We start from the raw sequence: 20,564 nt of genomic DNA, 5'->3' as shown, positions 1-20,564 counted from the left end.
GTCTTTTTCTCTGTATATGACCGATCGTTGTTGTTTTTTCACTTCATTAACTTTAATATTCTTTTTATATTTACAGTGAATATCGCCATTGCACCTTGTAACTCCATGCCGACAAGACCCGAGGATGTCGCCACATCATACCCGTGTCTGTGTTTCAGTTCGCTGTTCTTTGCCTCAATTTTGTAACGTTCCTTGGCCTTCGTCTTAAAGTACTCAGTCTCCTGGAAAGCCATCTGTTCAGTATGTTCGTCGGACTTTATGCTCACCGAATAGGATTTACTTTTTGCCCCTTCCTTGTAGCAACCTTGACGGCGTAAGCATCTCTTGCACTTTTCCACATCAAAGTAGTATGTATCCGTCTGGTTTGTGCCGATGCCTTTCTTGCCTTGACGGGCCTTTCGGATTGCCATGTGGCCAGCTTTGCAGACATACATTCCTGCATCCTTATTGAACTGGAATTCATCTTCATGCTTACGGTAGCCTTGTGTAACAGACGGGTTAAGCTTAGCCACTAGTTCAACCGTGTTCTCTTTGGCGTAAGTGATGTTATCTTTTTCGGAGTATGCCGCATCTCCGATGACTGTATTCACTTCCATGCCTGCTTGCTTGCTCTTCTCGATTAAGGTCTGCAATTGTTTGCCATCATTCTTCTCACCAGTTGTTACAACGGCTGCCGTAATAATTCTTTCCTCGGTCATAGCAATATGGGTTTTGTAGCCAAAGAACGAAGAGTCCGCACTCTTATGACCGATCATTGCATCTTGGTCTTCCGAGATTCGAAGTTGTTCAAGGTCATCTGCAACGGTTTCTTTCAGTAGATTGAGCGGTTCTTTTATCTTAGGCAGCTCACAAACGCCGCCTTCTGCCTCGACTACCTCGATAAGCTTTTTACAATAGGCGAGTTCGTCCTCTAACATATTGCTTGTATTTTTCGCAGGAAACTTGGCTTTTACAGATTCATCAACCTTGTAGATAGCCTTTCTGAGTTTTCGAGAACGGTCCTGTAAAATTTCACGTGGAGACTTCTGGTTATAACGAGCTTTCGTATGCGTCGCATCTACGATGATGGATTTACTCTGGATAATGCCTTTTTCGATGGCGAGTTCAACCGTCTTGTTAATCAGCAAATCGAGTAAATTCATATCCTTTAACCGAAGTTTTCGGAACTTGGTTAGTGAACTAGAATCTATCACCTGCTCTTCCGGTGCCATATCCAGAAAGTACTTAAACGACATATCATATTTCGATCTCTCGACGATGTCGGCGTCGGACAATTCAAAGATTGCTTTTAGCAGCAGGTATTTAAACATGCGAATAGGGTCAATCGCATTTCTCCCATTGTCCAGGCAGTAATTCTGTTTGAGTTCTTCATATATAAAAGAAAAATCAACAAGCTCATTGATTTGCCGCAACATATTATCCTTGGGGATCACTAGATTGTAAAGCTCCAGATATGGACTTATGACCAATGTTTGCTGTAGCTGAATCAATTAGCACACCTTCTCTCATGTTATACTTCAATTATACAAGAAAAAAGGTACAACCTCCTCAATAATATTGAGAAAGTGTACCTTCTTATTTTATATGGACTTTTTCAGTGGCCTCGTCTTCGGACAGCTCTCTTTTTTTTATTCCCTGAACCCGGAACGAAAAGTTTTTTGAATTTTTCTGAAATTTTTGCGTTTTAAATATATACATAGATGGTATATAATAAAGTATAATAAAAAAACATACTTCGAGGGGGATGACACATTATGAACTGGATGACATTTATAGATGGTTTAAAAACAAAAGCAAAGGACATGTTGAAAGCAAAAAAAATTGACATTAAAGCCGGCGCGAAATCAGGCAAAGACGTTAAAACAAAAGACATGGGCAAGGTCATATACGTTGATTTCACAGCCCCAAGAAAAGCGGCTTACACACAAGAAAAACTCAAAAAGCCTGTGTAGATAATGCTGCTGCGCATGGCAACTTCATATATCAATAAGAATTAGAATCCCCGCCGGATATTCAGGAAGGGGATTTTTTGATTTCTGTCTGCATATCGAGTTTTACAAAGTCAAAAAACAAAAAGGCCGACATTGAATTTTTTCAACATCGGCCTTTTAAAGTGAACTTTCATCTAAGTTAGTCATATTATGGTGGAATCGTCTCCCTTCATATTCGTATTAGGAGAATTATGGTTTATCTCCGGAATTTCGGTTTGATTATTAAACTCTATGGTGGAATCGTCTCCTTTCATATTGTATTAGGAGAATTATGGTTTATCTCCAGATTATACTGTGTGAGTTCTGTCTGTTTTGGTGGTATCGACTCCCTTCGTTATGTATTTGGAGAATTATTTTTTATCTCCGCGAGTGTCTGTTGTCTTGCCTGAATTCTGTGGTGGAATCAGATCCTTTGTTATTTATTATTATGTATTAAATTTATACCTCTAAAATCACAATCTAAACACTAATCCCCAAAAAGCCTCTCCAACTATTTCTATGACTTCATTTTTTGCTTTGAAACTTCAAAACTGGGTAAGAAATATGTAAACTGAATGATTGCAAACAGTCTGACTATGTACAAAAAACGCAATGCTGCGGCGGTTAGAACGCTTATATATTAGAAGGAGGAATTTTAATGAAAAGACTCAGCACCAACTTCATGGGAATACACCTGAAAAACCCTATAATAGCGGGGGCAAGCAACCTCTCCGACAATCTCGACAACGTAAAAAGGCTCGAGGAGGCGGGGGTCGCCGCGATAGTATTCAAGTCGCTCTTTGAGGAGCAGATACAGCTTGAAAAGCTCGAGCTCGATGCGGACCTTGAGGAGTACGACGAAAGGCATGCTGAGATGATAACTATGCATCCCCATTTGGAGCATGCAGGCATAGAGGAGCATCTGCTCAAGCTGAGAAAGGCAAAGGAGAGCGTGAGCATTCCTGTAATAGCAAGCCTCAACGCAGTGCATGGAAAGACATGGCTGGAATACGCCAGGAAGCTACAGGACACGGGAGTTGACGGTCTTGAGCTGAACCTGTACTCAATCCCCAAAAGGGTCGACCTTGACGCCGCATTCATAGAAAACGAGCACCTTGAAAAGCTGACGGATATCAAGAAAGCCATAAAAATACCAATGTCCGTGAAAATAAGCCCTTTCTACACAAACATAATGAACGTGGTCCACAGGATGTCAAAGGGTGGAGTTGACGGAGTAGTGCTCTTCAACAGGCTCTATGAGTCGGACATAGATGTAAAGAGCGAGAAGACAAAGCTCGACATGACACTCAGCTCAAGCGACGAGATGAGGCTGCCGCTGAGATACACAGGACTTCTCGAAGGCAAGATAGCAGCCGACATATGCAGCTCGAGGGGTATAGACTCGGGCGACGACGTTATCAAGATGCTGCTTGCAGGCGCCAAATGCGTCCAGGTCGTAAGCTCTGTATACAGGCACGGCTACAGGCATGTGGGCATAATGCTCGAGGACATAGCGAAGTGGATGGACAGCAAGGGCTACGAGAACATAGAGGACTTCAGGGGCAAGCTCTCAAAGAGCAACCTCAAGGACCCTTACGCATACGAGAGGGCGCAATACGTGGATCTTCTAATGAAGCCGTTTGAATCACTAATAAAAGAGCCGATGAGATAGTCGTCGGAGTCATATAGGCTTGCAGGTGAGTCCCGGCAGCGTTCGCCTGCCGGGATTTTTGTTTTACAGCGAGAATTCAATTGAGGCGGTGATGGTTTTGAAAAAATTAACGGCAATCATAACAGCTATAATAATGCTGGCAGCGCAAGGCCCTGCGTACGCGCTGGGCGAGGACACGGCATACCGCTTGTCATCAGAAGGCGCAGGCGTGTGGGGCATAATAGCAAGCTACAGCGCCGACATGGGCATGCCGGCAAACGCGCTTCCGCAGAGCCTTGCGACCAACTCTACATACGAGCAGGCGGAATTCCTGATGGCTTCCAAGGCCCTGGGCAGGGACGTGTCTGCAATCGCAGGCATCATAAAGCGCTCCCAGATGAAAAACGGGAAGCTGGCCGACTTTACGGACGGCACGGGCGAAAAGTCGGTAAGGGCTCACATATGGGGGATAATAGCACTCTACAGCGCATGGGACAACGGCTATGACAAGTCCTCGGCGCTAAGGTGGCTCAAGACCAAGCAAAACTCCGACGGAGGCTTCGGCTACGAGGCCGGCAAGCCCTCGGACATAAAGACAACATCTGAAGCGGTGCTTGCGTTCAAGGCGCTCGGCATAGAGTCCGAGGAGGCGGCGGCCAGGGCGCTTTCATATATAGAAGCCAAGCTGCCCGCCGAAAAAAACGGCGAGAAGCTGGCATGGGCCTTCTTTGCAAAGCACAGCATGGGCAAGGACGACCAGAAGCTCTACGAGAGGCTGCGAAGCTACGAGCTTCCGGACGGCTCGTATTCGCTGAGCTCGAGCAACAAGACCTACAATTACGCCGCAACGTGCGCAGCGCTGCTGGCGCTCAAGGAATATGAGAACGGCTACTCTGTGTTCAAGAAGCTCCACAATGCAGACATGTTCAAGGACCTAAGGCGAACAGACTATGCATACCTTGAGGTGATGGAGCTTGTAAACAGGGGTATAGCCTCGGGATATCCGGATTCGACATTCAGGCCCAGTCTCAAGGTGACAAGAGCCGAGTTCGCAAAATTCCTCGTGTACGCGCTGGGATACGAGAATTCGCCTGCAAGGGAATCCATAACCTTCAAGGATCTTGAAGACCACTGGGCCGAAAAGACCGTATACACGGCCGTGGGCAAGAAGCTCATAAACGGCATAGGCAAGGGCCGGTTCGCTCCAGACCAGAACGTGACGGGAGCGCAGATAGTCGCGATGCTCGTCAGGGCCAAGGGCCTCGAGGGCATAGCCGCCAGATTCGAGGGCGAGAACTGGTATGACGGCTACGTAAGCGCAGCCATAAGAAGGGGCCTCATATACGAGGGCTTCGATCCCGAAACCAGCGCCACAAGGGCGCAGTGCGCGAAGGCCCTAAGCAAGCTCTACTAGCTGCATAGAAGACAAAACAAATACGCAGGAGGAGATTATGGCAGCCAGGATAATGGATATAGCAAAGACCTTCGGACTAGACATACTAAAAAAATTACTACAGCCTCACGGTTACGCTCCTTGTAGTGGCGCTGGCGATGCTCATAATATACTGGGGCTTTAGCCTGTTCTCGGCCAGGGCCAAGGCAGTCAAGCCAGGGACGTACATCGAGGTCTCGCTTCCAAGCGACATATCGGAAAGCCCGTACATGTACGTGCAGGACTGGGAGATACAGAGACAGACAGACTTCTTCTCCGTGCTAGACGCCATAGAATACGCTGCAACAGACAAGAAAGTGGCGGGCCTCATACTCGACATGGATTCGCTGAGCCTTCCGGCGCAGCAAATAGGCGAGCTTAGAGTGAGTGTTGAAAAATTCAAGGAAAGCGGCAAGAAGGTCTACGCCGCAGGGGACGGGGCAGACGCGTCCTCATACAGGGCCGCTCTGCTGGCAGACAAGATAGTAATGACGCCTTCGCAGGCGGCGAGCTTCAGCATACCGGGCTACTACGCGTCTTACCCCTACTACAAGACCTTTTTTGACAAGGCAGGAATAAAGTGCAGCGTGCTGAGCACAGGAGAGTACAAGACCTACGGCGAAACCTACGAGCGCGACGCCATGTCCGAGGGCATGAGGCAGCAGGTGAGCACGCTCCTCGAGAGCAGGTACGCGAGCCTGGTGGAGGACATAGCCTCATCAAGGAACATAGAAAAGGAAAGGGTAGTCCAGATGATAGATTCGGGCGAGCTCTCATTCATAAGTCCCGTTGAGGCCAGGGAAAAGGGCCTCATAGACGAAACTATGCACTATGAAAGATTTCTCCGGACGCTCTCGAAAAAGGACGGCGAAAAGCCGCCTTTAAGGGACATATCGGAATACGCGGCGCTGCCCAATGTAAGCAAGAGCAAGGCGAGCGGCAAGGACAGCATAGCCATCATATTCGCAGAAGGCAGCATATACATGGACGATGTAAACCCGTCTATAATAAGGAAGGAATCAGTTATAACACCTGATGTTATCTGCGGACAACTAGAAAGCGCCACAGACGACGAGGACATAAAGGGCATAGTAATAAGGGTCAACTCGCCCGGCGGCTCGGCGCTGGCGTCCGAGATAATATACGACGCCATAGGAAGGGCGAGGGAGAAAAAGCCCGTGTACGTTTCGATGGGTCCCGTAGCGGCATCCGGAGGCTACTACATATCCTGCCAGGCCGACAGGATATTCGCAGGCAGGGAGACCCTGACCGGCTCTATAGGCGTAGTCAGCGTGATACCGACCTTCGAGGGCATATACGAAAAGCTGGGAGTGAACGTAGAGCGGCTCCAGCGCGGCAAATACTCGGGCACGCTCGACCTTTCAAAGGGTCTCTCAGCGGATGAAGAGGCGCTCCTGCAAAAGAGCATAGAAAATGTATACGCAGAGTTCAAGCAGAGGGTTTCAAGCGGCAGGAACATGGACATGGAAAAACTCGAGGGCTACGCCCAGGGCAGAGTATGGACAGGAGATAAGGCGGTAGAGATAGGCCTTGCAGATGAGGTGGGAAATCTGGGTGATGCAATAGAAGCCATGGCGAAAAAGACAGGGCTTGGAAGCTCTGATGTGACGCTTGTAGAAAGCGGCAAAAAGAGCATGACCATGGCGCGCGTCCTAAGGGACAACATAGCAAGAGCTCAGCTTGAACACCTGCAAATTGCAGGCCCTATCGAGGATATACTGATAGAATGCCAAAAGCTCCTTGAAATCAGGGAGGAGCCGCTGATGCTAATGCCGTATGAACTGGACTAGAAAAGGCCAGGCTAAAAATAAGGCGCAAAAATAAAAACCTCCATATGGAGGTTTTTGTTTTTCACTTAAGTTGCATTTAAGTTGCATTTAAACTGTTCTGAGATTACTTGGAAGTTCTCTTGTTAAGCGCGGCCTGTCTTTCGTTGGAATCCTTCATCCATTTCTTGAGCAGGTCGTCGAAACCGCCACCACCGGCGCTACCAGCGTCGCCACCTCTGGCATGCTGCTGATATTGCTGCTGCACAGGTCTTTGCCTTGGAGGCTCGGATTCAGCAGGCTTGGCATCCTTTATAGAAAGAGAAATCTTCTTTGACTGCTCATCAATTGTAAGTATCTTGACATCCACCTCGTCGCCCACTGTAAGCGCCTCGTTTATATCCTTGAGGAAGCCGTGGGTAATCTGAGATATGTGGACTAGTCCCTGAGTATTGGAATCCAGAGCTACGAAAGCGCCAAACGGTTTAATACCAGTAACTTTTCCTTTTACAATCATTCCGGGTTCGAATTTTGACATTATAACACTCCTATTTATCATATAATTATATATAGTCTATAATACCATAAATACCATAATCCTGATAGAATAAACCAGAAAAGAGGATAAAATTTATCAAAAAAATAAAAAATGGCGCCAAGTCCACACGATAGGGCAGTCGGTAAAATGCATATATATGATTCCATAACTAAATTCTGGGTATCATAAAAAGTATAAGATGCCGCAAGGCATAAAAAAGAAATTCAGGGGGTGCAGTATGGGAATACTAGACAAGATAACTGAAAAGACTAAAGAGGCTGTAAAAAAATCAAGCGAGATGGCGGGCGATATAGTAGAAAAGGGCAAGGACATGGTTGAAAAGACAAAGCTCGAAGCCGAAATCAAAAAGAAAAAGGATGAGATAGGCGACCTTGTATACAAGGCCTACGCCAGCGGTCAGGTTCCTGATGAGAGCGCCATAAGAGCCCTGGTAAACGAAATCAAGAAGATAGAGATACAAATACACGAAATGATGCAGGACTAGATAAACACCCCTCCTCTAGGGAAGCAAGTATAGATAAGGCGGGTTTTTGGGGATAATGCCCTGAAAACCCGTCTTTTTTTGAAGGGAGGAAGAGCGATATGGACTGGCTCTACATAGATTCAACGCTTTTATTTATAGGGGTCGCCCTGCTTTTTGGCCTCGCAGCCGGGGCGCTTGTGTATTTCAAGGCGGCCGGAAGCTTCATGCAGACCATAAAAAGCGGAGACTACGACGGTTTCATAAGCAGGCTCGAGGAGCTCAGAAAGACGGACAAAAAGCATATTAGCCACATAGACTTCAACGCCGCCATGGCGTGCAACAGAAAGGGTGATATTGACTGCTCCATGGAATACCTGGGCAGGATAGACCCAAGCTCGGCCGATCGCAACCTTAAGGCGTCTTACCTTAGCCTCTACAGCGCCAATCTAATGATAAGGGGCGAGCACCTCAGAAGTGCGCTCGAGTATGCCAGCGAGGCGGCAAGGCTCGTGCAGCTGCCGTCGATAGTGCTCCTTAGGGCGCTGCTGGAGCTCCTAAACGGCAGGGAGGAGCAGTCTGAAAGCACACTCCTTGAGTACGAGAGGCTCAAGGGCAAAAAGGCCATAGTTCCCGGCAGGAGCGTGCTCTACACAGACCAGGAATTCGAAGGCATATACACAAGCTATCTGCTGGGCAGGTACTATTACGCCAAAAGCGAGTACCCGCAGGCCAGGATGCATTTTCGCGAGGCGGCCGACTGCGGCTATGACAACTACTATTCAAGCTATTCAAAAGACATGCTAAGACACATATAGGAAATCCACAATAGGCAAACCTAAAGGCCGCATGAATCCATATTTTGGACATGCGGCTTAATTTTGCCCTTGCAGAATTGACGAAAAACTGACAAAATAATATATGCGGGCTGGAGTTTTGCCCGACATACCACAACCACAAAAAGGAGACCTACAAAATGGAAGAAAATAGAGTTTTAGCCAAGGTTGGCGACAGAGAGATTACAGAAAAAGACGTGGACTTCCTGCTTCAGAGCCTTGGACCACAAAAGGGAATGCAGTTCTACTCGCCGGAAGGCAGAAAGCAGCTGCTAGATGAGATAATAAACCAGGAGCTTTTCTACCTTGACGCCCTTGAAAGCGAACTTGACAAGGAAGAGGCTTTTATTGCGGAAATGGAGCAGGTGAAGGTTAACCTTCTCAAGCAGTACGCAATGAGAAACCTGCTACAGGCTATAAGCGTTGATCCTGCAGAGGCTAAGGAATTCTACGAAAACAACAAGGCTTCATTCGTAAGCCAGGAATCTGCAAGGGCAAGCCACATACTAGTTGAGACAGAGGAAGAGGCAAAGAAAGTAGCCGATGAGATAGCCGAAGGACTTGACTTTGCAGAGGCTGCTCAGAAATACTCGAAATGCCCATCAGGCAGCGGCGGGGGAGATCTTGGCATGTTCACAAGAGGCAAGATGGTTCCGGAATTCGAGGACGTTGCATTCGCAATGGAAGTCGGAGCTGTGAGCGAGCCGTTCCAGACTCAGTTCGGATACCACATAATCAAGCTGGGCGAAAAGCACGAGCAGGAAGAAAAGAGCTACGAAGAGGCTAAAGCAGACGTGGCAAGGATAGTTCTCGGCAAGAAGCAGAACGAGGCCTACAACGAAAAGACTAGCCAGATGAGAAGCAAGTACAGCGTGGAAATATTAGGTTAAACGTCGGTCATAATTAAAAATAATGCTTGTAATGTTCGGCTATTAAAGATATAATCAATAAGCCGGCATGAAGCAGGAACATTTCAGCCGAAGGGTAATTCCTTCGGCTGTACTTTATCAGGCAACTTCCTTGAGTTTGGCGATATATGGTGACTAGCAGTGGAGCGCTTATTGGTTAGAGCATACCCCCCGCAACTGCAAGTCATCTTACGCAGATATTACTGCATTATTTGGATTGCAGACAGATTTGGGATTGCACTTGCTTTAAGCTGGACACTCGCGCTATGCGCATATACGAAGGGAACGATTTATAAATGACAAACGGATTCGATAAGTTAGGACTATCAGAAAAGATTCTTAAGGCAGTAAAGGAACTTGGCTACGAGCAGCCGTCTCCAATACAGGAGCAGGCTATACCAATGGTTATGCAGGGCCACGACATAATAGGCCAGGCAAAGACAGGAACAGGAAAGACAATGGCATTTGGAATACCTGCAGTTGAAGCTGTAGACCCAGCCGACAACTCACTTCAGGTAATGGTGCTTTGCCCTACAAGAGAGCTTGCCGTTCAGGTGGCAGGAGAACTCAAGAAGGTATCCAAGCACAAGAAAGGCATAAAGACGCTTGCCATATACGGCGGACAGTCTATAAGCATACAACTTAAGGCCATTGAAAGAGGAGTGCAGATAATAGCCGGAACTCCAGGCAGGGTAATAGACCACATAGAAAGAGGAACCATAAAGCTTGACTCTCTCAAGCTCGTAATACTTGACGAGGCTGACGAGATGCTCAACATGGGCTTTAGGGACGACATAGAAAAGATACTAGCAGGATCGTCTTCAGAAAGACAGACAGTATTCTTCTCGGCCACAATGCCAAAGGAGATAATGAACCTTTCGAAAAGATTCCAGAAAAAAGACAGACAGGTAGTCAAGGTGGAAGGCAGAAACCTTACAGCTGACGCCATAGAGCAGGCATATATAAAGGTCAGATCAGCAGAAAAGACTCAGATGCTATCAAGGCTTCTGGACATACATTCTCCAAGGCTCTCGCTGATATTCATGAACACTAAAAAAGGCGTGGACGAACTTGCTCTTGAGCTTTCGTCAATGGGATACCATGTAGACGCTCTCCACGGCGACATGAGCCAGCAAAAGCGAGACAGCGTAATGAACAAGTTCAGGAACGGCATAATAAGGGTTCTTATCGCGACAGACGTTGCGGCAAGAGGACTTGACGTAGACAACGTTGACGCCGTTTTCAACTACCAGATACCTCAGGACATAGAGTATTACGTCCACAGGATAGGAAGAACAGGAAGAGCTGGCAAGAAGGGAATGTCCTTCAGCTTCGCCTGGGGTGAAGAGGTTTCAAGACTGAGAAGAATTGAAAGCTATACAAAAGCTCCTATAAAAATGATAGCTCCACCGTCGCTTGAGGACGTTGAGAAGATAAGAATACAAAAGACTCTTGAGGAAATACTTGCCAAGGCGAGCGGTTCAGTCAAGAAGTCGTATGTCAAGGCTGCGCAATCACTTATCGAGGGCAGCGCAATGGAGCCTGAAGCTCTGCTTGCAGCTGTAATATCGATGATGTGCAACCCGGTAGAGACAAAAGAAGAGCAGCCTGTGTTCGAGAGCACTTTCGACAACACGGGAGCAAGAGAAGCCGGCATGGTGAGACTTTTCGTCAATGCGGGAAGAAAGCAAAAGCTTAGACCTAAGGACATAATAGGCGCCATAGCCGGAGAATCCGGAATAAAGGGCGAGAATGTCGGCAGGATAGACATATACGAGAAGTTCACGTTTGTAGAGGTTACAAAGGACAGCTGCAGACAGGTTCTTAGCGCAATGAACGGAGCAGAGATAAGAGGCCACGCAGTGGCTATAGAGCCTGCCAACTGCAGGAACTAATATCAAAGCCCCATTACAATAACGCTCATTATGCACACAAAGCCAAGCAGCAGAACGCATGCGTTTTCAAACGAAATATCGGTATTACGGATCCTCCCTACCCAGGGAGGATCTTTTTTTATGAAAAAATGGTATACGCCGTAGCCCGCAGCCAGTATTCCGCCGTATTCGAGCATGTGAATCGGGTCCGACGGCGTAAAGACCGGTATAGGCAGCTCGAACAGCCACGAGGCCAGCTGCCTGTAGTACGCCGCCAGCAGGGCGCAGCTCGACGCGAGCAGGAAAAGCGGCAGGTACTCGGGTCCCAACTTCTTCACAGGAATCCTCAGGTTCCTGTAGTCGGCCGTGAATATCTGCGATATCTTTATGAAGGATGCGGCAGTTCCTATGTTTACAAGTACAAGCACCGCCTTTTCCCAGAATATGTGCTTTACAGAGTCGGCTATTATGTGTTTTCCTATGTAGCCGTTTAGTGAAGGCATGCCGGTAATAGAGAGCATGCCGACTATCATAAAGAGCGAGAGCAGCGGAAACCTAAAGAGCACGCCGCGTATCTGCGTAACGTTTCTGTTTTTGTAGTCGGAGACTATCATTCCGGCGCACAGGAAAAGCAGCGCTTTGAACATGGCGTGGTTTACAAGGTGGAGCATGCCGCCTGAGTAGGCAAAGCCCCTGAAGGGCCCTATACCCATGAACATTATCCCCACCTGCGAGACCGTGTGGAAGGCCAGTATGAGTTTTATGTCCTTCTGGCAGAGAGCGAACGTGACTCCCAGCATAGCTGTCGCAGCGCCCACCGCGGCAAGGAAAAGATCGAGCGAGGCGTAGTGGAACACCTCGTTGAGCCTTATGAACTCGTAGAGCCCGCTTTTTACAAGGAGCCCCGAGAGGAGCGCTGAAACTGCAGAAGGCGCGGCGCTGTGGGCCTTGGGCAGCCAGTTGTATACGGGAAAGAAGGCCGACTTGACTCCGAAGGCCGCGGTGATTAGCACGTATGCGAGCTTCACGCTGAATTCGTCCATGTAGGCCGGGACAGCCTCTTTCATGAGCTGCAGGTTGAGCGTGCCGCACACCTGGTAGAGTATTATGAAGGCGATTAGGTAAAACAGCATCCCGGCGTTGTTGAAGAGCAGGTAGTAAAAGCCTGCGCGCAGCGAGGAGCCGTCGCCCCTGTATGTGATTAGCATTGTAGAGAGGATTGTCACGACCTCTATGAACACGAACAGGTTGAAAAGGTCGTTGCTCATTATGAGCCCCATGAACGTCCCCTCGAGAAAAAGCAGGAAGAAGAGGTAGCTTTTGCTGAGCCTTTCGAAAAATGCGTATATGAGCACGCACCACCACAGGAATATGGCCATGGCGGCAAAGCCCATGGATATGTGGTCGTTTCGCAGCGTTATTCCGGCAAAATCCTCCCAGCCGCCGAGCGTTATGACATGGATGTCCATGTCGAATATGCCCGCGAAATAATGGAAGGCGGCAAGCGAAAGCAGGGTCTGGCAGAGCGCTGAAACCCACTTCGAGCACGCTTCGGGCAGCAGGTATGCGGCTATTGAGAACGCTATTGGAATTACTATTATGTATGCGGGCATGAGATGTAGCGACATAATCATCTATCCTTCCTTTCGAGCAGAGTCCTCCAGTCAAGGCTGCCGTAGGCCCTGAAGAGCTTTATTGAAATCATAAGAGCGAGCGACGTCACGGAGGCGCCTATGACTATTGCCGTTATCATAAGCGCCTGGGGGAGTGGGTCTACCATCTCGGAGGCGCTGCGGGCTCCTATAATTGGCAATGCGGCTCCCTCGAAATAGACGCTCCTCAGGAATACAAGAACTATGGCCGCCTGCGATATGTTCAGGCACACTATTGATTTTATTATGTTTCTGGAAGTGCACATGCCGTAAAACCCGATGAGCACTATTGCGGTTGAGAGCAGAATCTGCATAGAGGCCTCCTTTTTCAATATCAGTCGTCCACCGACTCTTGCTCCACGAACGCTGAAAACAGCGAAGTGAGTCCAAGAGCCACCTTGAAGCCAATAAGCATGTTCATGGCAATGAGGAAAAGCCGTCTCACATTAAGCGGTTCGAGCGGGGGGATGAAGCTTGTGAACGCTTCGCCCTTTGTAAAGACCGAAACAAGGGCCAGGGCGACTATCAGAACGTAGAGCAGCTTCTCGAGGAGCACCAGACTGCCCATCTCGAATATCCTCTCGCCGCGGGCTATGTAGGCCGTTATATACGCACTTGCGAGTATGGCTCCGCCCTGGAAGCCCCCGCCCGGCGAAACGTCCCCGTAGAGTATTACATAGAGCCCGAACATGAGCATGAACGGGAATATAAAGCGCGCAATGTTTACAAGCAGGCTTGAAAGCCTCATCTCTCACCCTCCCTTGCCAGATGGACAACTCCGGCTATAGTAAGCAGCAGCAGGCTCGTTTCGAATATCGAATCAAGCAGGCGGTAGTCAAGGTATACGGCCGCAACGATGTTTCGCGCGCCCGTGTCGGAGTAGCCGTTTTCGAGGTAGAAATCCCTCGAGAGGCTGCTGGCCCCTTCGCCCGCGTCTGTGAGCGCCCTTGAAAAGTAAAAAAGGCAGATTGCAAGCATGTATGCCAATGCTGTTTTTTTAATCATAGTTTTCATCATCTCCAGTAAGCACAAGGCTTATGTCCTCGTGGTCAATGAGCATGTGCGAGAGCCGCTCCATTATAAGGCTCGAGCCCTTGCCCTCCATTATGTACTCGCCGTCTTCCTCGTACACGAATATGTCGGCGCTGCTCCTTGCGAGTATGCGGCAGGCCTTCTCCTCGCCGCTCGGGCAAAGCACGAGTTTGAGGCCGTACTGCCTGCACAGCGCCTTTAGTATGACATAGCCTCTGCCTGGGCGAGATCCGTCCGACCCCGCGCTCAGGAAGCCGTCCTCGAGCCTTGAGAGCACTATGAACTCCCGCTGCTTTGATATTGCCACTATGAATATCATGGGCACGAAGGCGCTTCCTATCGCGGCCTCCGCGAGCGCCACGTCGGGAGCCATGTACACAAGGTAGAGCGTCGCGCAAAGGAGCGAGAATATGGAGTAGAGTATCACTATGTTGAAAAGGTCCGTATGAACGACTATAGCAACGGCTATTAAGGCCACTATGAGAAGCAGCAGAATGTCGAGCATGCTACTCGCCTCCTTTTCCGGACTCAGCCGCACCCGGCTGCTCCTCGATGAGCTTTACGTGGAGCCCCGAATCGAACGCGGAGCGGGCTATTATGTGGCTGCTTATGGGAGTCGTGACTATTATGAAAAGAAGTATGACAAGCAGCTTTGCCGAGAATATCCCCGGGCCCGATCTTAGCATGAGCGCGAGCAGCAGCGTTATCATGGCGGCCGTGTCTATCTTGCTGCCCGTCAGGAGCCTTGCGTAAATGTTGCGGAAGCGGAATATCCCGACGAGGCCGAACACCATGTATAAGCAGCAGAGCGCGAGCATAAGGTTTGATATTATTATCATCATTTCTGGCGTCCCCCCCTCAAGATGAAGCTCGAAAGCAGCGCCACTCCAAGAAAGCCTACTATGACGTACGACATTGATATGTCAAGAAGGCGGGAATCATGAGTGTACACAGAGTATGCAGTCAGCAGCATTACGGTCTTGGCCGATATGAGGTTGAGCGCGAGCAGGCGGTCCCACACGGTGGGCCCGAAGGCCGCCTTTAGGGCGAGCAGGAATATTGCTATAATTATCACGTAAATGGTTGTCATAATCATTTTCGCATCCTCCTTGTCAGCTGCCTTTCAAAACCTTCGATTATATCTGAACGCAGGCTCTCGTAGTCACGATCGCCCTTTATGCAAAGCACCGTGAGCTCGTCGCCTTTGGACGAGAGCGTTATGGTGCCGGGCGTTAAGGTTATGGAGTTGGCGATAAGCGAGACGACGAAGGGGTTCGACGTATGGAGCCTTATCCTAAGGGCCGCCGGCTCCTCATCGTTTCTTATAATGTGGAGCATGTAGCGAAACGACGCCCTGTATATTGAAAGCAGCAGAAACAGCAGGTACGAAACGAGCCTGAGCGGCCCGGGTATCCTGACTTCCTCAATGGAGTCGCCGGCAGGGTCGTAGAGCACCCTGGCTGAAAAGTACGACACGGCAATAGAGAGCATGAGGCCGGCGCCTATGTTCAGTGCCGAAAAGTCAATTGTAAGCAGCATGTAGAATATGAAAAGGGCCAGCGAGAGCCTTATTGTGCGCCATGACATTATATGACCTCCGGTGAATTATAGAATATTTTATCTTTACCCATAACGAACCTGAACTATTCCGCAGCACCGCAAATCCCTTTGTTTGTGGATAGGGTTTTGTAATGTTTTTGATGAAAGCTGTAATTTGTGGGTAAGCAAACAGACTTTTTTGCCGATAATAATTTTTGCAAACATGCAAATTATTCAATCGGCTGCGCCTTTGCTGCGGTCGGGAGCGGAGAGTGATTTTATGGGATTGAAGCCTAAAAGGACATTACTTACATTAATAATATTAATGGTTACAGCAATTTTTTCAAGTCTTTCATACGCACAGGAGCAGGGTATATTCGAAAAGGCCGAAGCGGAGTACATAAACCGTATATACAAGGACCTGCCTGCAGCACCTGCAAAAGCAGACATGCGCAGCCTGGAAAGCGTCACATATGTAAGCTCCTTGGAGGAGCTTGAAGCGATGTTGTATGACGCCATGACAGAAAGAAGGCCAAGATTTGAGGCGGTGTACACGGGCGGCACGAGCAACATGCTGGCCGACATGAGAGCGGCTTTCGAAAATGCAATAGCATCCGATGACTATCTCGGATTCTCGTACACATCGATAAGATACGGCTACAGCGGCTATCCGGGGAATTACAGCATATACTACGAACTGACGTACCTGACTACCAAGGAGCAGGAGGACTATGTTGACTCGAGAGTAGACGATATACTCTTGGAAATAGTTTCGCCAGGCATGACAAGCTTTGAAAAGGAGCTGGCAATACACGACTACATAGTCAAAAACGTCGAATACGACACAAGCTATGAGGAGCACAGCGCATACGCTGCGCTGGCATACGGCAAGACCGTCTGCCAGGGATACTCGCTGCTTGCCTACAAAATGCTAGAAGAGGCGGGAGTGCAGGCCCGGATAGTGGCAGGCGACGAGTCTATGAACCACGCCTGGAACATGGCAAATATTGACGGCGAATGGTATCACAGCGACCTGACATGGGATGACCCGCTTCCCGACGTCAAAAGCAGGACAATATATACATACTTTAACTTGTCGGACGAGAGGATGTCCCAGGACCACTTCTGGGATGAAACAGCATATCCCGACTGCACAAGCGAGAAATACAGCTACATGAATGAAGTTACGTATCCTGTAACAATGGATGGGAAATTGTATTACAGTAACAGCAGCATCGACAACAAGCTCTACAGCATGCTGCTTGACGGAAGCGGCAAACAGCTGATATGCCCTGACAGATCGCTTTTCCTTTGTGGATATGGCGACTGGATATATTTCAGCAACTATTCCCGGGGAGGATACATATACAGGACCAGCACGGATGGCTCATCTACAGAGATGATAAACGACGTGCATTCTACATACTTAAGCATAGACGGTAATGAATTGGCATTCATGAATGAAAGCACGGACGAAACGGAAGTCATATACCTGGAGCCGCTGGCTCCCCAGAGCATAGAGCTTGATAAGGATAGTTTAAGAATCACAAAGGGGGGCAGCATCAGCGTGGGCTGCGGAATCTATCCGGCTGGAGCCTCGGGCGACATAATATGGACCTCCAGCGATACAGAGGTTGCCCAGGTTGACTCAAGCGGTAATATAACAGCCCTTTCAGGAGGCATATGCATACTCAGGGCTACAGTTGAGGGAACTGAAATTTCAGACGAGTGCACGGTGATAGTGGAAGACCCCGCCGAAAGCTCCGAAGCTGAGGTCATAGACTACAAAACGGAAATCGATCCCAATAAAAAATGGACCGTGGAATTCAGCAGCGCCCTTTCAAAGGAAATCGGCATCCCAGGTCTTGCGCAGGTCACCCAGGGAGACCTGGACAGCGGGGCCTGCGCTGTGTTTGGTGAGAATGACAACAAAATAGAGGTGATTCCTCCGGCTGAGGGCTACATAAAGGGCAAAAGCTACAGGCTGTGCATAAGCAAGGATGTCAGCTCTTCGGAAGGCGTAAGCCTCGAAAAGCCGGTAGTTTTATATTTCGTTGTGGATTAAGCCCCAAGCGGTGGTATATTATAAATAGTAATGACTCATCTGAAAACGAAGGGAGATGACGCCGGTGAAATACAAGATAGTGGGAGACAGCTGCTTCGACAGAAGCGCATACATAGATGAATACGTAAAGCCCCAGATAGTGCCGCTTACGATAAGAGTGGACGAGCTGGAGCTGCGGGACGATGAAAAGCTCGATCCGCTCGAGCTCATAAGGCTGATAAAGGAGTCCCAAAACGGGCCGAAGACGGCGGCCCCTTCGCCGCACGACTTTCTGCTCTCGTATCAAGACGCTGAAAATGTGTTTGTAGTGACGCTCTCCTCGAAGCTGAGCGGCACTTATTCGAGCGCAATGGTCGCAAAGACTATGAAGGAAGAGGGCGGAGCAGGCACGTTCGTGCACGTTTTCGACTCAAAGAGCGCGACCTCGGCCGAGACTCTCATCGGGCTAAAGATAAGGGAGCTTACAGAGCAGGAACTCGAGCCGCAGGAGATAGTTGAGCAGGTGGAAGGTTACATTGCAGGCATGAACACGCTTTTCATACTCGAGTCGCTTGATACTCTCATCAAGGCCGGAAGGGTAAGCCGTCTGGCGGGCCTCATTGGAAACGTGCTCTCCATAAAGCCTGTAATGGGCGCCGACAAGGAGGGGAACATATACCTTGTGGAGAAGGCTCGGGGGTCGAACAGGGCCTTCGGAAGGCTCGTCGAGCTCGTTGGCGAGCGGGCAGTGGGCATGGAAAGCAGGGTGCTTGGAATATCCCATGTCAACTGCAGGGAGAAGGCCGAAAGGCTGAGGGACGAAATCAAGGAGAAGTACTCCTTCAGGGATGTCATAATAGTCGAGGCCAGGGGGATTACTACGGTGTATGCCGGGGAAGGCGGGATAGTGGTTTCTTTCTAAGCGCGCTGAGCGATGTGTTTGGCATTCGCTTTGTTTTGATATTTCCTATGACTCAAAAAACCCGCAAAATCTGCAATTTCGAAAACTCGCGTTGCTCGGACAGTTCGAAATTGCTAGGATTTTGTGGGTTTTAATTCGTCTGGAAATATTGCAAAACGAAATCCAAGAATGCCTGCACACATCGGCTTCAGCACGTAGGAAAATAATAAAATCCAGGTTGCTCAAATATCAGGATGCAATCTGCGAAGTGGATGTTAGCGGCGATATATCTTGAGTATTACCTTCGAGTCGCCATTTAGAGAGTTGGCATACTGGAGCGTCCAACCTCCAAGCTGAACTGTCTTAGTGCTGTTTAACCCGGCTGCGTAGTTTTGCTTGCCGAGGGCTATGATCTTTGCATAGTCTGTTGGCATAATCAGCTTTAGGTATTCGTTAAGTACATATTGGGCGTCGCTGTTCATGTTGACATCATATCGTATCAGGTAGTCATATCCATTAAGTTGCTTGAGGCTCTCTGTCATTACGTCGATAATAAAATCATATTTGAAGCTGTCGTTTCTGGCTAGTGTCGTTAGAGAAGGTCTATCGGATGTGTTTGTGTTGTATATGAAGCTTGTGCCTGTGTTTTTATTGAATGTAAAATTGTTTTCATAGCTTTTAATGAAGTTGTTTGTCTCCGAAAGCCTCTTCTGATAAATCGATAATGTAGGATATTGTCGCTCGTCCTTGTCCATCATTCTAAGAACAACAGTGCAGGCTTCGGCTCTTGTAAGAGTGTTGTACGGCTTGAAGGAGTTGTCGGGATAGCCTGTTATTACACCGCTGAAAAAAGCTTTTTCTACATACTCCTTATACTCCATTTCAATTGTGTCAAAATCAGTTATGTAGGAATAAATGTTCTTGTCTGAAGAATAAAGCTGAACAGCGTTAGCAATAAGCTTTGCCATTTCTCGTCTAGTTATAGGTTCATTCACCTTGGACATCGAAAAGAATCTTTTGTCGAAATCATCCAAGAGACCGTCCTTATAAGCTCTTTCCAGCCAAACCTTGCCCCAGTATTCACCAATGAGAGATTCAAGCTTATAACCATTGGATGCCATAACCATCTTGAGGAATTCGGCCCGGGTAATAGTATTATTCGGTTTAAAAACGCCCCCGGTATAACCGTTTACAATGCCATTGACCTCCAGCTGCTGCACACCACGATAAAACCAGTCAGACACCTTAACATCAGAAAAATTTGCCGCAAAAGAACTTGCAGGCAGCATTACAAGCGCCAATCCAGTTGCAACAGCAGCTTTGAATTTCTTTGTCATATAAATCACCCCTAATCAGATATAATTTATACATCTAATACCCACGACATCGGAGCAGACACACGTTATTTACATCCCCAGTGAAGCAATCCACATAACCCACAGACTTATCAACAGGCACATTGCAGAAAACCACGCACTTAAGCAATGTTATCCACCAAATCCACATCAAACTCCCCACAGCCCTGTTGACTGTTTTTTCACAAAAATACATTGATTTTTCGCAAATCCACTTTGCAAACACCACCCGATACCCTTATAATATAACTTGAAAGGCCTAACAAAAATTGCTTAAAAATCAAAGGAGGAATTTATCATGGCTTACAAAATAACTGATGCATGTGTAAACTGCGGAGCTTGCGAAGCTGAATGTCCAGTTAACGCTATAAGCGCTGGAGACGGAAAATACGTTATAGACGCTGCTACTTGCATAGACTGTGGCGCTTGCGCTAGCGTATGTCCAGTAGACGCTCCTCAACCAGAATAATAATGTAACAAGGCTGCCGGCATATCAAACTGCTGGCAGTTTTTTTATTTTTGTTTTCCTGAATTCTATAAAAACTCTTTACTGTGGTATACTCT

At 48.2% G+C, this 20,564-nt stretch carries 23 protein-coding genes; 12 read left to right on the top strand and 11 right to left on the bottom strand.

The window, feature by feature from the left end:
* Window positions 1-38: 38 nt before the first annotated feature.
* Window positions 39-1,490 (bottom strand): IS1182 family transposase, encoded by a 1,452-nt coding sequence (locus tag EAL2_RS10255; RefSeq protein ID WP_025434606.1) that lies wholly within the window; start codon window positions 1,488-1,490, stop codon window positions 39-41.
* Window positions 1,491-1,754: 264 nt separating this feature from the next.
* Between EAL2_RS10255 and EAL2_RS10250 the strand changes: the two genes are divergently transcribed.
* The 5 genes from EAL2_RS10250 to sppA all read left to right on the top strand — a co-directional run bounded on the left by EAL2_RS10250 (window position 1,755) and on the right by sppA (window position 6,864).
* Complete coding sequence (locus tag EAL2_RS10250) at window positions 1,755-1,952, top strand: hypothetical protein (protein WP_025436294.1); 198 nt, start codon at window positions 1,755-1,757, stop codon at window positions 1,950-1,952.
* Window positions 1,953-2,628: 676 nt separating this feature from the next.
* Entirely contained in the window at window positions 2,629-3,642 is a 1,014-nt protein-coding gene (locus tag EAL2_RS10245) for a dihydroorotate dehydrogenase-like protein (RefSeq protein ID WP_025436293.1), read from the top strand.
* Window positions 3,643-3,739: 97 nt separating this feature from the next.
* Window positions 3,740-5,035, top strand: coding sequence for an S-layer homology domain-containing protein (locus EAL2_RS10240; protein ID WP_158408923.1), 1,296 nt, complete (start codon window positions 3,740-3,742; stop codon window positions 5,033-5,035).
* Between the two features lie 37 nt (window positions 5,036-5,072).
* A complete protein-coding gene (locus EAL2_RS15840) occupies window positions 5,073-5,198 on the top strand; it encodes a hypothetical protein (RefSeq protein WP_278246856.1) in 126 nt (41 codons plus the stop codon).
* Window positions 5,173-6,864 carry a signal peptide peptidase SppA gene (sppA, locus tag EAL2_RS10235; protein ID WP_025436291.1) on the top strand — a complete coding sequence of 564 codons (1,692 nt, stop codon included), beginning with the start codon at window positions 5,173-5,175 and terminating at the stop codon, window positions 6,862-6,864. The genes EAL2_RS15840 and sppA overlap by 26 nt, the downstream gene beginning before the upstream one ends.
* Before the next feature lie 103 nt (window positions 6,865-6,967).
* On the opposite strand, the gene EAL2_RS10230 is transcribed toward sppA, so the two are convergent.
* Window positions 6,968-7,378: a CvfD/Ygs/GSP13 family RNA-binding post-transcriptional regulator gene (locus tag EAL2_RS10230; RefSeq protein ID WP_025436290.1), complete on the bottom strand. Its 411-nt coding sequence runs from the start codon at window positions 7,376-7,378 to the stop codon at window positions 6,968-6,970.
* A gap of 238 nt (window positions 7,379-7,616) precedes the next feature.
* Here EAL2_RS10230 and EAL2_RS10225 point away from each other — a divergent pair, with 238 nt between their 5' ends.
* From EAL2_RS10225 to EAL2_RS10210, 4 genes are all read left to right on the top strand, one after another.
* Window positions 7,617-7,883 (top strand): hypothetical protein, encoded by a 267-nt coding sequence (locus tag EAL2_RS10225; protein ID WP_025436289.1) that lies wholly within the window; start codon window positions 7,617-7,619, stop codon window positions 7,881-7,883.
* 98 nt (window positions 7,884-7,981) lie between these two features.
* Window positions 7,982-8,677 (top strand): hypothetical protein, encoded by a 696-nt coding sequence (locus tag EAL2_RS10220; protein WP_025436288.1) that lies wholly within the window; start codon window positions 7,982-7,984, stop codon window positions 8,675-8,677.
* Window positions 8,678-8,835: 158 nt separating this feature from the next.
* The gene (locus EAL2_RS10215; protein WP_025436287.1) at window positions 8,836-9,585 is read left to right on the top strand and encodes a peptidylprolyl isomerase; all 750 of its coding nucleotides are present in this window, start codon (window positions 8,836-8,838) and stop codon (window positions 9,583-9,585) included.
* Window positions 9,586-9,899: 314 nt separating this feature from the next.
* On the top strand, window positions 9,900-11,498 hold the full coding sequence (locus EAL2_RS10210) for a DEAD/DEAH box helicase (protein ID WP_025436286.1): 1,599 nt from the start codon (window positions 9,900-9,902) through the stop codon (window positions 11,496-11,498).
* Window positions 11,499-11,500: 2 nt separating this feature from the next.
* Here EAL2_RS10210 and EAL2_RS10205 read toward each other — a convergent pair whose 3' ends face one another.
* The 8 genes from EAL2_RS10205 to EAL2_RS14870 are packed head-to-tail and all read right to left on the bottom strand — an operon-like array spanning window position 11,501 to window position 15,748.
* Window positions 11,501-13,105 carry a complex I subunit 5 family protein gene (locus EAL2_RS10205; RefSeq protein WP_158408922.1) on the bottom strand — a complete coding sequence of 535 codons (1,605 nt, stop codon included), beginning with the start codon at window positions 13,103-13,105 and terminating at the stop codon, window positions 11,501-11,503.
* A gap of 2 nt (window positions 13,106-13,107) precedes the next feature.
* A complete protein-coding gene (locus EAL2_RS10200; RefSeq protein ID WP_025436284.1) occupies window positions 13,108-13,443 on the bottom strand; it encodes a sodium:proton antiporter in 336 nt (111 codons plus the stop codon).
* Window positions 13,444-13,463: 20 nt separating this feature from the next.
* The gene (locus tag EAL2_RS14880; RefSeq protein WP_025436283.1) at window positions 13,464-13,877 is read right to left on the bottom strand and encodes an MnhB domain-containing protein; all 414 of its coding nucleotides are present in this window, start codon (window positions 13,875-13,877) and stop codon (window positions 13,464-13,466) included.
* Window positions 13,874-14,134 carry a hypothetical protein gene (locus tag EAL2_RS10190; protein ID WP_025436282.1) on the bottom strand — a complete coding sequence of 87 codons (261 nt, stop codon included), beginning with the start codon at window positions 14,132-14,134 and terminating at the stop codon, window positions 13,874-13,876. The genes EAL2_RS14880 and EAL2_RS10190 overlap by 4 nt, the downstream gene beginning before the upstream one ends.
* Window positions 14,127-14,666 (bottom strand): Na(+)/H(+) antiporter subunit B, encoded by a 540-nt coding sequence (locus EAL2_RS14875; protein WP_025436281.1) that lies wholly within the window; start codon window positions 14,664-14,666, stop codon window positions 14,127-14,129. Before EAL2_RS14875 ends, EAL2_RS10190 begins: the two co-directional genes overlap by 8 nt.
* A 1-nt stretch (window position 14,667) precedes the next feature.
* Entirely contained in the window at window positions 14,668-15,003 is a 336-nt protein-coding gene (gene mnhG, locus EAL2_RS10180) for a monovalent cation/H(+) antiporter subunit G (protein ID WP_025436280.1), read from the bottom strand.
* Window positions 15,000-15,257 carry a monovalent cation/H+ antiporter complex subunit F gene (locus tag EAL2_RS10175; protein WP_025436279.1) on the bottom strand — a complete coding sequence of 86 codons (258 nt, stop codon included), beginning with the start codon at window positions 15,255-15,257 and terminating at the stop codon, window positions 15,000-15,002. The genes mnhG and EAL2_RS10175 overlap by 4 nt, the downstream gene beginning before the upstream one ends.
* Window positions 15,254-15,748, bottom strand: a complete 495-nt coding sequence (locus tag EAL2_RS14870) for a Na+/H+ antiporter subunit E (protein WP_025436278.1) — start codon at window positions 15,746-15,748, stop codon at window positions 15,254-15,256. The genes EAL2_RS10175 and EAL2_RS14870 overlap by 4 nt, the downstream gene beginning before the upstream one ends.
* Before the next feature lie 277 nt (window positions 15,749-16,025).
* Between EAL2_RS14870 and EAL2_RS14865 the strand changes: the two genes are divergently transcribed.
* Window positions 16,026-17,765, top strand: a complete 1,740-nt coding sequence (locus EAL2_RS14865) for a transglutaminase domain-containing protein (RefSeq protein ID WP_158408921.1) — start codon at window positions 16,026-16,028, stop codon at window positions 17,763-17,765.
* A 64-nt stretch (window positions 17,766-17,829) separates the two neighbouring features.
* The gene (locus EAL2_RS10160) at window positions 17,830-18,666 is read left to right on the top strand and encodes a DegV family protein (protein WP_025436276.1); all 837 of its coding nucleotides are present in this window, start codon (window positions 17,830-17,832) and stop codon (window positions 18,664-18,666) included.
* A 254-nt stretch (window positions 18,667-18,920) separates the two neighbouring features.
* On the opposite strand, the gene EAL2_RS10155 is transcribed toward EAL2_RS10160, so the two are convergent.
* Window positions 18,921-19,982 carry an S-layer homology domain-containing protein gene (locus EAL2_RS10155; RefSeq protein ID WP_025436275.1) on the bottom strand — a complete coding sequence of 354 codons (1,062 nt, stop codon included), beginning with the start codon at window positions 19,980-19,982 and terminating at the stop codon, window positions 18,921-18,923.
* A 316-nt stretch (window positions 19,983-20,298) separates the two neighbouring features.
* Here EAL2_RS10155 and EAL2_RS10150 point away from each other — a divergent pair, with 316 nt between their 5' ends.
* Window positions 20,299-20,469 (top strand): DUF362 domain-containing protein, encoded by a 171-nt coding sequence (locus EAL2_RS10150; RefSeq protein ID WP_025436274.1) that lies wholly within the window; start codon window positions 20,299-20,301, stop codon window positions 20,467-20,469.
* The last annotated feature ends 95 nt before the right edge of the window (window positions 20,470-20,564 follow it).

It is taken from the genome of Peptoclostridium acidaminophilum DSM 3953 (genome assembly GCF_000597865.1).
GTDB classification, from domain to species: Bacteria; Bacillota; Clostridia; order Peptostreptococcales; family Peptostreptococcaceae; genus Peptoclostridium_A; species Peptoclostridium_A acidaminophilum.
The sequence above is the reverse complement of the archived record's forward strand: the minus strand, read 5'-3'. Positions and strand labels throughout refer to the sequence as shown.

What these genes read in the sequence shown, in the direction of transcription:
- EAL2_RS10250 (WP_025436294.1), top strand. Translation starts at nt 1,755, where the DNA reads ATGAACTGGATGACATTTATAGATGGTTTAAAAACAAAAGCAAAGGAC.
- EAL2_RS10245 (WP_025436293.1), top strand. Translation starts at nt 2,629, where the DNA reads ATGAAAAGACTCAGCACCAACTTCATGGGAATACACCTGAAAAACCCT.
- EAL2_RS15840 (WP_278246856.1), top strand. Translation starts at nt 5,073, where the DNA reads ATGGCAGCCAGGATAATGGATATAGCAAAGACCTTCGGACTAGACATA.
- sppA (WP_025436291.1), top strand. Translation starts at nt 5,173, where the DNA reads ATGCTCATAATATACTGGGGCTTTAGCCTGTTCTCGGCCAGGGCCAAG.
- EAL2_RS10230 (WP_025436290.1), bottom strand. Translation starts at nt 7,378, where the DNA reads ATGTCAAAATTCGAACCCGGAATGATTGTAAAAGGAAAAGTTACTGGT.
- EAL2_RS10225 (WP_025436289.1), top strand. Translation starts at nt 7,617, where the DNA reads ATGGGAATACTAGACAAGATAACTGAAAAGACTAAAGAGGCTGTAAAA.
- EAL2_RS10220 (WP_025436288.1), top strand. Translation starts at nt 7,982, where the DNA reads ATGGACTGGCTCTACATAGATTCAACGCTTTTATTTATAGGGGTCGCC.
- EAL2_RS10215 (WP_025436287.1), top strand. Translation starts at nt 8,836, where the DNA reads ATGGAAGAAAATAGAGTTTTAGCCAAGGTTGGCGACAGAGAGATTACA.
- EAL2_RS10210 (WP_025436286.1), top strand. Translation starts at nt 9,900, where the DNA reads ATGACAAACGGATTCGATAAGTTAGGACTATCAGAAAAGATTCTTAAG.
- EAL2_RS10205 (WP_158408922.1), bottom strand. Translation starts at nt 13,105, where the DNA reads ATGTCGCTACATCTCATGCCCGCATACATAATAGTAATTCCAATAGCG.
- EAL2_RS10200 (WP_025436284.1), bottom strand. Translation starts at nt 13,443, where the DNA reads ATGCAGATTCTGCTCTCAACCGCAATAGTGCTCATCGGGTTTTACGGC.
- EAL2_RS14880 (WP_025436283.1), bottom strand. Translation starts at nt 13,877, where the DNA reads ATGAGGCTTTCAAGCCTGCTTGTAAACATTGCGCGCTTTATATTCCCG.
- EAL2_RS10190 (WP_025436282.1), bottom strand. Translation starts at nt 14,134, where the DNA reads ATGATTAAAAAAACAGCATTGGCATACATGCTTGCAATCTGCCTTTTT.
- EAL2_RS14875 (WP_025436281.1), bottom strand. Translation starts at nt 14,666, where the DNA reads ATGCTCGACATTCTGCTGCTTCTCATAGTGGCCTTAATAGCCGTTGCT.
- mnhG (WP_025436280.1), bottom strand. Translation starts at nt 15,003, where the DNA reads ATGATGATAATAATATCAAACCTTATGCTCGCGCTCTGCTGCTTATAC.
- EAL2_RS10175 (WP_025436279.1), bottom strand. Translation starts at nt 15,257, where the DNA reads ATGATTATGACAACCATTTACGTGATAATTATAGCAATATTCCTGCTC.
- EAL2_RS14870 (WP_025436278.1), bottom strand. Translation starts at nt 15,748, where the DNA reads ATGTCATGGCGCACAATAAGGCTCTCGCTGGCCCTTTTCATATTCTAC.
- EAL2_RS14865 (WP_158408921.1), top strand. Translation starts at nt 16,026, where the DNA reads ATGGTTACAGCAATTTTTTCAAGTCTTTCATACGCACAGGAGCAGGGT.
- EAL2_RS10155 (WP_025436275.1), bottom strand. Translation starts at nt 19,982, where the DNA reads ATGACAAAGAAATTCAAAGCTGCTGTTGCAACTGGATTGGCGCTTGTA.
- EAL2_RS10150 (WP_025436274.1), top strand. Translation starts at nt 20,299, where the DNA reads ATGGCTTACAAAATAACTGATGCATGTGTAAACTGCGGAGCTTGCGAA.